The 11,999-nt window shown below is 58.8% G+C and carries 9 protein-coding genes; 5 read left to right on the top strand and 4 right to left on the bottom strand.

The annotated features are described in order from the left end of the window. Positions 1–65: 65 nt before the first annotated feature. Positions 66–938, bottom strand: coding sequence for a LysR family transcriptional regulator (locus BLV61_RS01480; RefSeq protein ID WP_090462037.1), 873 nt, complete (start codon positions 936–938; stop codon positions 66–68). 78 nt (positions 939–1,016) lie between these two features. On the opposite strand from BLV61_RS01480, the gene BLV61_RS01475 reads away from it, so the two are divergent. Together BLV61_RS01475 and hppD are read left to right on the top strand one after the other, a co-directional pair. Further along, positions 1,017–1,961, top strand: coding sequence for a DMT family transporter (locus BLV61_RS01475; protein ID WP_090462035.1), 945 nt, complete (start codon positions 1,017–1,019; stop codon positions 1,959–1,961). Positions 1,962–2,210: 249 nt separating this feature from the next. Next, positions 2,211–3,287 (top strand): 4-hydroxyphenylpyruvate dioxygenase, encoded by a 1,077-nt coding sequence (gene hppD / locus BLV61_RS01470; protein ID WP_090462033.1) that lies wholly within the window; start codon positions 2,211–2,213, stop codon positions 3,285–3,287. A 126-nt stretch (positions 3,288–3,413) separates the two neighbouring features. Here the strand turns inward: hppD and rarD are convergent, their stop codons facing one another. Beyond that, positions 3,414–4,295 (bottom strand): EamA family transporter RarD, encoded by an 882-nt coding sequence (gene rarD, locus BLV61_RS01465; protein ID WP_090462031.1) that lies wholly within the window; start codon positions 4,293–4,295, stop codon positions 3,414–3,416. A 158-nt stretch (positions 4,296–4,453) separates the two neighbouring features. Then, positions 4,454–5,467, bottom strand: coding sequence for an aldo/keto reductase (locus tag BLV61_RS01460; RefSeq protein WP_090462029.1), 1,014 nt, complete (start codon positions 5,465–5,467; stop codon positions 4,454–4,456). 282 nt (positions 5,468–5,749) lie between these two features. Between BLV61_RS01460 and BLV61_RS01455 the strand changes: the two genes are divergently transcribed. Beyond that, the gene (locus BLV61_RS01455) at positions 5,750–6,805 is read left to right on the top strand and encodes a glycerate kinase (protein ID WP_090462027.1); all 1,056 of its coding nucleotides are present in this window, start codon (positions 5,750–5,752) and stop codon (positions 6,803–6,805) included. Further along, complete coding sequence (locus BLV61_RS01450; RefSeq protein WP_090462025.1) at positions 6,805–9,648, top strand: RHS repeat-associated core domain-containing protein; 2,844 nt, start codon at positions 6,805–6,807, stop codon at positions 9,646–9,648. Before BLV61_RS01455 ends, BLV61_RS01450 begins: the two co-directional genes overlap by 1 nt. A 388-nt stretch (positions 9,649–10,036) precedes the next feature. Here BLV61_RS01450 and BLV61_RS01445 read toward each other — a convergent pair whose 3' ends face one another. Then, a complete protein-coding gene (locus BLV61_RS01445; RefSeq protein ID WP_090462023.1) occupies positions 10,037–10,321 on the bottom strand; it encodes a LuxR family transcriptional regulator in 285 nt (94 codons plus the stop codon). A 464-nt stretch (positions 10,322–10,785) separates the two neighbouring features. Between BLV61_RS01445 and BLV61_RS01440 the strand changes: the two genes are divergently transcribed. Next, a complete protein-coding gene (locus tag BLV61_RS01440; protein WP_090462020.1) occupies positions 10,786–11,973 on the top strand; it encodes a pyridoxal phosphate-dependent aminotransferase in 1,188 nt (395 codons plus the stop codon). The last annotated feature ends 26 nt before the right edge of the window (positions 11,974–11,999 follow it).

Genomic DNA, 11,999 nt, shown 5'->3' with positions numbered 1-11,999 from the left:
CGAAACGCCTCCCATGAAGAGTTCGGGTACGAGCCATGATAGTTGGCCCTTGTCACTTATGCCGCTCACCGGTCACTCAGCCGCTCGGCGAGTTTGATGAAGGCCAGCGTCGCCGGTGACGCCTGGCGGCGGTCGAGTACCGCCAGGCCGACCTGCCGCGCCACCGGTGGCGACAGCGGTTTTTTAACATGGCGATAGTCAACATGCTCGGGCAGCGAACCCTCGGCGACCACGGTCAAACCGTCGCCGCGTCCAACCGTATCCAGCGTGCTCAGCAATTGCGAGCGACGATAGCGGATATTGGGGGTCAGGCGCGCGGCATTGAACAGGCGAGAAACCATCTCCGAAGAGCCTGCCTCGGTCAGTACAAAAGGGTCGTCGCACAGCTCGCTCAGGCTGACGCTGTTGCGGGTTGCCAAAGGATGGTCAGCCGGGAGCAGCGCAACCATTTGATCTTCGATCAGCGCAACCGTGTCGAAACGCTCTTGTGGCAGCACCACGAAACCGACATCGATTCGCCGTTCTTCCAGCCACTGGATCACCTGACGGTCCGGACCTTCGTCGATATGAATCTCAATGCCAGGGTGCTCTGCGCGGTAATGCCGCAGGATATCGGGCAACAGTTTGATCGACGACGTGGGCCCGAACGAGCCGATACGCAATGTGCCGCGCTTCATCCCACGGGCATCCGCCGCTTCCTGGCGCAACGTATTGGCCAGGCCCAGCATGGCACGGGCGCGCAGGAGAAGTTGCTGGCCGATGTCACTCAACTCGACCGTTGACTGATGGCGCCGCAACAATTCGACGCCCAATTCCTGTTCCAGCGACTTGATGGCATGGGAAACCGCGGATTGGGAAATCCCCAGACGATGGGCTGCCGCCGTGAAGCCGCTCAGCTCGGCGACGAGGGAGAAAATCTCCAGTTGGGTGAGGGTCATGAGTATTGACTCATTTTACGATGACTTGGCATTAGTCGAATCATACGCCATACCGTTCATCAGCCGTTCCGGAGACGTATGACTACTCATGAGAAATACCTGCCAAGCCCGACGGATGCGCCGGTTTATTTGAAACTGGCGGCGGTCACCATGATCTGGGGCGGTACCTTCGTGGCGGGGCGGTTTCTGGCTGAAAGCCTGAGCCCTTTGTTTGCCGCCAGCTTGCGCTTCCTGCTGGCGAGTACATCACTGTTACTGTTTTTGTTGATGTCCCGCATTCCATTGGCCCGACCCAACCCAGGGCAATGGCTGCAGTTGGCACTGCTGGGCTTTTGCGGGATCTTTTTCTACAACCTGTGCTTCTTTTATGGCCTGCACTACATCAATGCTTCGCGAGCATCGTTGATCGTGGCCTTGAATCCGGCCGTTATCGGATTGGCCTCGTGGCTGCTATTCAAGGAGCGCCTGGGCCGGGCGAAGATTGCCGGCATTGCGATCTGTATCGTCGGCGCGTGCCTGGTCATCGTCAGCCGCCATCCGCAACTCTCGGCCGGCAAGGCCGATGCCTGGATCGGCGATCTGCTGATTTTCGGCTGCGTGCTCGGTTGGGGCGTGTATTCGCTGTTTTCCAAGGCGCTGAATCAAAGCCTGGGCCCATTGCAAACGGTGACCTGGTCAATTCTGCTGGGCACATTGATGCTGTGGATCGCCAGCGCCATTTGCGGCGAGTTGAGTGTGGCCGCGCTTGTCCAGCTTGGCCCTCGACAGTGGTTGAGTCTGATGTACCTGGGCGTCTTTGGCTCGGCTCTGGCCTATATCGGCTATTACGACGGCATTCGCAAAATCGGTGCGACCCGTTCCGGGGTGTTCATCGCTTTGAACCCGTTGACGGCCGTGATCCTCGGGGCGCTGCTGTTGGGCGAGCAACTGACACTGGCCATGTGCGTGGGAGGAGGGGTGATCCTGACCGGGATTTTCCTGTGCAATAAACCCCTTGCGCATGCAGGGAAAAAGGGGATTTGATACAGAAGGCGGACAAACTGATTTACGCTGTGTAGAATCAAGTTACGCATACAAGAATAAACGACTTCTGGCAGCAGAAGCCTCGCCCGCAAAAGCCTTGGGTCGACAATGAAGATATTCGGGTTTCAATTGATCTTTGGTGATTTCCTCGCCCGCAGTGTGCGCGGCATCTCCTGCGCGCCACCCCGCGGCCTCAGCATCGCTAGCAACTAACGTTTGTTAATTCCAAAAGCATGATGAGGCGCCAAAATGGCAGATTTATACGAAAACCCGATGGGCCTGATGGGTTTTGAATTCATCGAATTCGCATCGCCAACCCCCAACACCCTGGAGCCGATCTTCCAGATCATGGGCTTCACCAAAGTCGCGACCCACCGTTCCAAGGACGTGCACCTGTATCGCCAGGGCGCGATCAACCTGATCCTCAACAATGAGCCGCACAGCGTGGCCTCGTACTTCGCGGCCGAGCATGGTCCATCCGTGTGCGGCATGGCGTTCCGGGTCAAGGATTCGCAAAAAGCCTACAAGCGTGCGCTGGAGCTCGGCGCGCAGCCGATTCACATTGAAACCGGTCCGATGGAGCTGAACCTTCCGGCGATCAAAGGCATCGGCGGCGCGCCGCTGTACCTGATCGACCGTTTCGGCGAAGGCAGCTCGATCTATGACATCGATTTCGTGTTCCTCGAAGGCGTCGATCGCAACCCGGTCGGAGCGGGCCTGAAGATCATCGACCACCTGACGCACAACGTGTATCGCGGGCGCATGGCCTACTGGGCGAACTTCTACGAGAAGCTGTTCAACTTCCGCGAAATCCGTTACTTCGACATCAAAGGCGAATACACCGGCCTGACCTCCAAGGCCATGACCGCGCCGGACGGCATGATCCGTATCCCGTTGAACGAAGAGTCGTCCAAGGGCGCCGGACAGATCGAAGAGTTCCTGATGCAGTTCAATGGCGAGGGCATCCAGCACGTGGCCTTCCTCAGTGATGACCTGGTCAAGACCTGGGATCACCTGAAAAGCATCGGCATGCGCTTCATGACCGCGCCGCCGGACACCTACTACGAAATGCTCGAAGGCCGTTTGCCGAACCACGGCGAGCCGGTGGGCGAACTGCAAGCGCGGGGCATTCTGTTGGATGGTTCGTCCGAATCGGGTGACAAGCGACTGCTGTTGCAGATCTTCTCGGAAACCCTGATGGGGCCGGTGTTCTTCGAATTCATCCAGCGTAAAGGCGATGATGGTTTTGGCGAGGGCAACTTCAAGGCGCTGTTCGAATCCATCGAACGCGACCAGGTCCGTCGTGGTGTGTTGGCCACCGACTAAGCCATAACGCCTATAAACCTGTGGGAGCGAGCTTGCTCGCGATAGCGGTTGTGCATTCAACAACAATGTTGACTGACAGACCGCCTTCGCGAGCAGGCTCGCTCCCACATTGGGTTCTGGGTGAGGTTAAGGCCTGCGCTGTCGCATCAAATGCTTGAACCCTTCGAACACCAATACCAGCACCGCCAACCAGATCGGGATATAGGTCAGCCATTCGCCGGCCTTGATGCTTTCCCCCAACAGCAACGCAACGCCCAGCAACAGCACGGGCTCGACGTAACTCAACAGTCCGAACAGGCTGAACGGCAGCAAGCGACTGGCGATGATGTAGACCACCAGCGCCGACGCACTGATCACACCGAGCAACGGGATCAGCAGCGACAGCCATGGATGCTGGTCAAATACGTTGAAGCCCTGTTCACCGCTCTGCACGAACCAGAATGCCACCGGCAGGGTCAGCGTCATGTCCAGCCACAAGCCGCCGAGGTTGTCCGAGGCCAGACGCTTGCGCAGGACGAAATAGGTGGGATAACCGATGCACACCAGCAAGGTCGCCCAGGAAAAACCACCGACCTGGTACAGCTCATTGATCACGCCGAGGCAGGCAAAAAACACCGCGATTTTTTGCAGGTAGGAGAGGCGTTCACCATAGGCCAGCCGGCCGGTCAGGACCATGGTCAGCGGTAACAGGAAATAACCCAGCGATACATCCAGGCTGTAGCCATTGAGCGGTGCCCACATGAACAGCCAGAGCTGCACGCCGAGCAAGGCCGAAGAGGCGATCAGGGCAAGCGACAGAACAGGCCGGCCCGCGACTCGCCGCACAATGTCGATGACGCGTTTCCACTCCCCGGACACCACCATGAACACGGTCATGCACGGCACCGTGAGCAACATGCGCCAGCCAAAAATTTCCACGCCACTCAAGGGGCTGAGCAGCGACGTGTAGTAATACATGACGGCAAACAGCACCGAAGCTGAAACCGATAGAGCGATACCTTTAGACAAGCTGTCCTCGCGTGGTTGAAGGTGAAACGGGGTGCGGAGGATACGCGGTTTTTGTGCAGAATATTGGCCGTATGATCAATATTCACAACATTTTGAGCAAGACCCGAAACCCTGTGGGAGCGACCCGACAAGCCCGCTCCCAGAAGTGAAATGTACCGTCAGTGGGTACGCGGTTTACGGCCCGACACGAAATGACTCACGTCGTTGAACCCCGGCGTCGATGCATGCCCCGGCGTCACCAGCGAATCGATGAACGCTTCATCTTCAGCCGTAATCTTCACCGCCTGGGCCTTAGTGTAGGCATCCCATTGCGCTTCGGTACGCGGGCCGACGATGGCCGACGTCACGGCGCTGTTGTTCAGTACCCAGGCGATGGCGAACTCGACCATGCCGACGCCGCGTTCCAGGGTGTACTGCTGGATCTGCTGGGCGATGCGCAGCGACTCGACGCGCCATTCGGTTTCCAGGATGCGTTTGTCCTGGCGCCCGGCACGGCTGTTGGCGTCCGGGGTGACATCCGGTGCGTACTTGCCGCTGAGCACGCCGCGCGCCAATGGACTGTAAGGCACCACGCCCAGGCCGTAGTTCTGCGCGGCGGTGATCTGCTCGGTTTCGGCCTGGCGGTTGACGATGTTGTACAGCGGCTGGCTGATCACCGGCCGGTCGACGCCAAGGTGGTCGGCAATGCGAATCACCTCGGCGATGCGCCAGCCACGGTAGTTCGACAGGCCCCAATAGCGGACCTTGCCCTGGCGAATCAAGTCGCCGATGGCTGACACCGTGACTTCCAGCGGCGTGTTGTGGTCTTCGCGGTGCAGGTAATAGATGTCGAGATAGTCGGTGCCCAGACGCGTCAGGCTGGCTTCGATACCGTTGAAGAGGTGCTTGCGGTTCAGGCCGCTACGGTTTGGCACGCCATCCACCGGACCGAAACCGACCTTGGTGGCCAGCACCCATTCCTGACGGCGACTGGCGATCGCTTCGCCGACGATTTCTTCCGAACGGCCATGGGTGTAGACGTCGGCGGTGTCGATGAAATTGATGCCCTGGTCCCAAGCCTTGTCGATGATTCGCAGGGAATCTTCGGTGCTGGTCTGTTCGCCGAACATCATGGTGCCCAGGGTCAGGGTGGACACCTGCAGCCCTGATTGACCCAGCGTGCGGTAGCTCATGACAAAATCCTTTTACCGATGGGAAAGGCTCAATCAAATACCAGAACAACCCCCGTGAGCAAACGAATATCGAACGATAGGCCAGCGGCTGCCACAAGCGCTTTGTGAACGCTGGCTTGCCGGGGATGGCGATGGTGACGTTAGTATCATTGGCAAGCCGATTCCCCCAGCGGTAACGTTGGCTGGCTGGAATTGAAAAAAATCTTTTCCGCATGCGCTGCCGACCGGCGCTATCGCTAATGCGGGCTGGCAGCATTGATGTAATGAATAGGGAGAATTCGCATGAAAATCGTCATTGCCCCGGACTCGTTCAAGGACAGCCTCAGCGCCCAAGGCGCGGCCGACGCCATCGCCATGGGACTGGCCGGGGTATGGCTCGACGCGCAACTGATCACATGCCCGATGGCTGACGGTGGTGAGGGCACGATCAAAGCGGTGCTCGCAGCGCGTGATAGCGCACTTTGCTGGGCGGCGGTTTGCGGGCCATTGGGCTCACCCGTCGATGCGAGGTGGTGCTGGTTGCCCGACAGCCACACCGCGATCATCGAAATGGCTGAAGCCAGCGGTTTGCAATTGATCCCGTTGGACCACCGCGATGCTTGCACCAGCAGCACCTACGGCACCGGCGAGTTGATCCGCGCCGCCCTGGATGCGGGCGCGCAACGGGTGATTCTGGCGGTTGGCGGCAGTGCTACCAATGATGGTGGCGCCGGGGCCATGCAAGCCTTGGGGGTGAAGTTGCTTGACGCCCGGGGACAGCCTTTGCCGCCAGGAGGTCTGGCGCTGAGACGACTGGCGAAGATTGATTTGTCGGACATCGATCCGCGCCTGGCCGCCGTGCACTTCGAAATCGCTGCGGATGTGGACAATCCATTGTGCGGCGCTCAAGGTGCCTCGGCGATTTTCGGTCCGCAAAAAGGCGCCTCGCCCGAACAGGTCGAACAGCTGGACCGCGCCCTTGGGCACTTTGCCGATCACTGCGCCAAAGTCCTGGGCAAGGATGTGCGTGACGAACCCGGCAGCGGTGCGGCGGGGGGGCTGGGATTTGCCGCCAAGGCGTTTCTGGGCGCGCAGTTCAAGGCCGGGGTAGAAGTGGTCGCAGAGCTGGTGGGCCTGGCCGAACTGGTGGAGGGCGCCGATCTGGTGATCACCGGCGAAGGGCGTTTCGATGCGCAAACCCTGCGCGGCAAGACGCCCTTTGGCGTGGCGCGCATCGCCCGTGAACATGGCGTGCCGGTGATCGTTATCGCTGGCACCCTGGGTGAGGATTACCAGGATCTGTATGCCCATGGCATCGACGCCGCATTCGCGTTGCCGAGCGGGCCGATGATCTCGTGATGATCCGTTATGCCTACGACGCACTGCAGCGGGTGATCAGCGAAACGGCGGCGCCAGGCACGGCGTACGAAGCCACCCGTCGCTATGAGTATTTCCTGTGCGCCAAAGCAGGCGAGCAGGCCGAGCAACGGATGTTCGATGTCAAGAATGTAAAAACCACCGCCCGCTTCGACGGGCTCAACCGGGTCATTTACGAAGAGCGCGATGACGCCGATAACCCGGCGCCCAATAGCCCGCCACGCCAGATCTATGCCGGCGGCTACGACTCATTCGGCAACCTGGTGAAAGAAACCGAGTTCGACTGGATCGGCGCGACGGCACTGGCCCTGACCACTGAATATGAGTTTGACGACTGGGGCCAGCAGCGCTGTGTAACCGGGGCGGACGGTGTGAAAACCTTCGAGGAAACCGATCCCATCGGTACAGAGGTGTCCCAAGGCCCGATTCAGCGTAGCTGGCGTCAGGGCGCGGGTGAGAATCCGCCAGTGAGCGGCGTGACCGAAACCTGGTTCAACCTGTTCGAGAAACCGACGCGCACCGAACGTTTCAATCTGGCCCAGCAACGTGTCAGCCTGCATCAGTATTTTTATGACGGACTAGGGCGGACTCAGAAGGAGATCGTAGGATTCGACAAGGTCCAGCGCGTCACGCAGTACAGCTATGACGCATTTGATCGGCTGATCACCAACACCTTGCCCGACGAAGCGATCGTGCGGCGCAGTTTTGCCACGCATAGCCGCAACGATTTGCCAACGAGCATCAGTGTCAACAATATCCAGCTGGGCACCCAGGCGTTCGACGGCCTTGACCGCAGGATCAAGGCCGTCACTGGCGGTCGCGAACAGGTCTTCGACTACGAGCCGGGGCAAACCCAGCCGAGTTCGGTCACCATGGCGAGTGGGGAGGTCATCGAGTATGCCTATGTGCCGCAGTTGGGCAGTGAACCTGTGTTGCGCCGATTACCGAGCATCGGCCTCAAGGGCGAGGTTGACGAGGCCACGTATGAATACGACACGAAAAACGCGCGCCTGGTGTTTTGCCAGGAGCAGGACATCGCACTGACGCGTGAGTACTACAGCACCGGTGAACCCAAGCGCGAAAAACGCACCGTCGCTCAGGGCGAATACACCATGGACTATCGCTATAGCCGGCTCGGGCGTTTGCTGGGTTACACCGATGTGCTGCGTCAGGAACAAACCTATCGCTACAATGCCGACGGACGACTGGTACACACCCAACTGGGTACTACATCTTCGACGTTTACCTACGATTTACTGGGGCGACCGGAAACCATCACAACCAGCGACACCGGCAGTGGGCAAAGCGTTGGCATCAGATTGGAGTACGACGAGTTCGATCGGGAAACTCTGCGCGAATTCGATCTCGACGGTGTGAAGCAGCAAATGACGCAGAAGTACAACGATGTCGATGGCCTGGCCCTGCGGACGCTGAAAGAAGGGACTGTCGTGCTGCGTGATGAAACGTACGGCTATGACTTGCGCGGAAGGTTGACCACCTACACATGTGGGGGCACTCAACGCCCGGTTGATCCCTATGGCAAGACCATCACCGGTCAGGTGTTTTCGTTCAGTCCAGTGGACAACCTCCAGCTTGTGCTGACGACCTTTGACGGTGGCAGCAACCGGGCCATCTATACCTATGACACGGTTGATCCGACGCAGCTGCGCAAAGTTGTCAACACTGACGTCGATTACCCGGCGGAAATTCTGCTCGACTACAACGCCGACGGTCACCTGATTCGCGACGAAGCCAATCGCACTCTGGAATACGATGCGCTGGGCCGTTTGATCAGCGTCAGCGCACTGCCGGGCGAAACGCCGGGCAGCTACCACTACGACCCCCTCGATACACTGGCCGGGGTGAGCGACGGTGGTGGCCAGGAACAGCGTTTTTATCAGGACGGCAGCCTTGCCAACCAGATCAAGGGCGCCAACAGCAGTACCTTTATTCGGGGTGAAGACGTGGTGCTCGCTGAGCTAAAGGCAGGTGCCGACCCAAAGTCTTTATTGCTGGCCAGTGACATGAAGAGCAGCGTGCTCGCCGAGGTCAGCAGGGCCGGGCGCAAGGAGGTCGCGTATTCACCGTATGGCCACCGTGCGAATGACCCCTCGGTGAGCAGCCAATTGAGTTACAACGGCGAGCGAAGGGAAGGACAGACCGGACGGTATTTGTTGGGCAATGGTTATCGGGCGTTTAGTCCGGTGTTGATGAGGTTTAACAGTTCGGACAGTGAGAGTCCTTTTGAGCAAGGCGGGGTTAACCCCTATGCGTACTGCGAGGGTAATCCGGTTGATTATGTGGATCCGGAGGGTAGGTGGCGCTTGCCCCTGGCTGTGACAAAGTTTTTTGGCCGGCTTTTCGGAAAAACGGCAGCAACTGGCGCAAAGGCAAGCCGTTCTGCAGCGAAAGCGGGTCAAGGATCGCCCAGTTCAGGTGGGGCACTCAGCAGGAGCACAAATGCGGGTACGCGAGTTTCCAGGACCGCAGGTAACGCTGTCTCCGACGGTGGCAAGATTCAACCCCGTGGCGCTCTCAAACGTGGACGGGTAACAGGCGGTTACTGGGACCAACTAACGAGCGGAGAAATCCAACTCAGGCCGGGCCAGTTAGCTGCAAAAGGCTCAAGTCCTATTGCCGATGTAAAAGGACCAAAAATGTATGATGCGCTGGAAAAGCCACCAAGCGGTTTGCAGCAATGGAGGGCGCGAACACGTGCTAAGGAATCCATGTTTAAACAGAACTTTAAAATCAGTGGACTCAGTCAGAGCCAACAAGCAGAGGCTGGCACAGCGTTGAGCGGGCACTTCATTAGAAGAACATAACAGGAGCCAGTCCGTGCTCGGCACAACCTGTCGAGCATGGACTTCAACCAACGGAAACAGGCAATTTCTGCAAGCCGTTGGTGTAAGCCCACCTATGACCGGATCACTGAAGATTTCTTCTCGATGCAACACCATCATCACCGCCATCTGGCGTGAACTGCCCCCCAAACGTGCGACGAATATTGCTGAAGTGGTCATTCACACCCGCTTCACCGCCATTGAAGAAACGGCTGATTTTCCACGACGACGTGTCTCCGGCGACAACAGTGCTTTTATTGCGTGTGGTGAGCGCAACGCAGCCGTTGTTTGGGGCAGGTCAGGCACGCCACCTGCATCCGGTGTTCTTCACTGCCCCTGCAAACACACTGACCACTGTTGGACGGCCGGTTTAAGGTCGTTGAATCAAACCTTGCTCCAGGGCCATGACCATAGCGACCCAGCGCGAGCTCACGCCGAATTTTCGGCGGATATTGGTCAGGTGGTAATTCACCCCTGCTTCGGTACAGCTGAAGATCACGGAGATTTCCCAGGACGACTTGCCAGCGAAGACCCACTGCAAGACTTCTTTTTCCCGGGTGGTGAGGGTGATTTCTTCTGAGGGGTCGCTTTCTTGATGCAGGACATCGGCCGGGGCTGGCGATGCACGAACTGAAGTGGTGGCGGAACGGTGCATGGTTGAGTCTCCCATTCATCATCAATGACGGCGTGGGCGCGGCAGAATCTTCCTACTTCTAAATGGCGTGGTTCGCGCGGCCGTCCTACAGACACCTGTACAAGGGCTGAGGTACGGGGTTCTTATATCGCGATTCTGTCCTCTTGGAACCTGTCACAAATTACAGGTGGTGCACTTTAATCAGGCGCCGGGGAAAGGCTGTCAGTGAAAGCACTCCGCGTTTGTAGTCGGTGTCTTTGAGTTCTCGCCTCCTACAAACAGAGCGCTAAATTATTGAATAGAAAGGATTTTTTTGATCTGGCGAGGCACCGGAGGGCGGCAAAAAACAGCACCGGACTGCATCGGTGGTCTCGCCGATTCGCAATACGTGGCGCGATGCCGGTCGTCGAATTGAATGCGCTGCTGGCGCACTGCATGATTTGAGATAGGGTTGTGGCTTGGAGCCCGCGCGACAGGAGAACCACATGCGCTATTCATCCTTGACCCATCGAATCGCCGGTGACGGAGCGGCAGCCTGGCAGATCCATTACCGAGCGCTGCAATTGCGAGAGCAGGGTGTCGATGTACTGCTGTTATCCGTCGGCGATCCGGATTTCGACACACCCAAACCCGTGGTGCAGGCGGCCATCGACAGCCTGCTGGCGGGTGATACTCACTACTCGGAAGTCCGTGGCCGTCGAGGCTTGCGCGACAGCATTGCCCGCCGTCATCGGCTTACCAGCGGCCAGATAGTGGACGCCGAGCATGTGGTGGTACTGCCCGGTGCCCAGAGCGCGGTGTATTCAGTGGTGCAATGCCTGCTCGATCCAGGGGATGAAGTGATTGTCGCCGAGCCGATGTACGTCACCTATGAAGGGGTCATGGGGGCCTGTGGCGCCAAAGTGGTACCGGTGGCCGTGCGGCCGGAGAATGGCTTTCGGGTCGATCCGGCGGATGTGGCAGCACTGATCACGGCAAGGACCCGCGCCATTTTGCTCAACAGCCCGAACAATCCTTCCGGCGCCAGCCTGCCCCTGATGGTCTGGCAGGAGCTGGCGTCGCTGTGCATCCGGCATGATTTATGGCTGATTAGCGATGAGGTCTACAGCGAATTGCTTTACGAGGGCGAACACATCAGCCCGGCAAGTCTGCCGGGTATGGCCGAGCGCACCGCGACCATCAATAGCCTGTCCAAATCCCATGCCATGAGCGGTTGGCGGGTGGGGTGGGTGGTCGGGCCCAAGCCCTTGAACGACCATCTTGAGAATCTGTCGTTATGCATGCTCTTTGGCATTCCGGAGTTCGTGCAGAAGGCTGCGCAATTGGCGCTTGATGAAGATCTGCCGGAGGTGGCGTTGATGCGTGAGGAATATCGCCAGCGTCGTGACCTGGTGTGCGCGAGCCTGAACCATTGTCCGGGCATTCGCGCGATCAGGCCCGATGGCGGGATGTTCGTGATGGTCGATGTGCGCCAGACCGGGTTGTCGGCCCATCGCTTCGCCGAGCGGTTGCTGGAAGGTTATGGCGTGTCGGTGCTGGCGGGCGAAGCGTTCGGGCCGAGTGCTGCGGGGCATATTCGCCTTGGCTTGGTGGTGGACCAGCTAAAACTGGCGGATGCGTGCCGACGCATTGCGCTGTGCGCGATGGACCTGCTGGAGGCGCGGCGGGCCTGAAAGGATCGCAGCCTTTGGAAGCGCCT

It is taken from the genome of Pseudomonas mohnii (assembly GCF_900105115.1).
GTDB classification, from domain to species: Bacteria; Pseudomonadota; Gammaproteobacteria; order Pseudomonadales; family Pseudomonadaceae; genus Aquipseudomonas; species Aquipseudomonas mohnii.
Note: the sequence above shows the minus strand (reverse complement) of the source record. Positions and strands in the feature narration are given on the sequence as shown.

Excerpts from the sequence above, each read along its gene's own strand:
- hppD (WP_090462033.1), top strand. The coding sequence starts at position 2,211 with ATGGCAGATTTATACGAAAACCCGATGGGCCTGATGGGTTTTGAATTC.
- BLV61_RS01440 (WP_090462020.1), top strand. The coding sequence starts at position 10,786 with ATGCGCTATTCATCCTTGACCCATCGAATCGCCGGTGACGGAGCGGCA.
- BLV61_RS01460 (WP_090462029.1), bottom strand. The coding sequence starts at position 5,467 with ATGAGCTACCGCACGCTGGGTCAATCAGGGCTGCAGGTGTCCACCCTG.
- BLV61_RS01455 (WP_090462027.1), top strand. The coding sequence starts at position 5,750 with ATGAAAATCGTCATTGCCCCGGACTCGTTCAAGGACAGCCTCAGCGCC.
- BLV61_RS01475 (WP_090462035.1), top strand. The coding sequence starts at position 1,017 with ATGACTACTCATGAGAAATACCTGCCAAGCCCGACGGATGCGCCGGTT.
- BLV61_RS01445 (WP_090462023.1), bottom strand. The coding sequence starts at position 10,321 with ATGCACCGTTCCGCCACCACTTCAGTTCGTGCATCGCCAGCCCCGGCC.
- BLV61_RS01480 (WP_090462037.1), bottom strand. The coding sequence starts at position 938 with ATGACCCTCACCCAACTGGAGATTTTCTCCCTCGTCGCCGAGCTGAGC.
- BLV61_RS01450 (WP_090462025.1), top strand. The coding sequence starts at position 6,805 with ATGATCCGTTATGCCTACGACGCACTGCAGCGGGTGATCAGCGAAACG.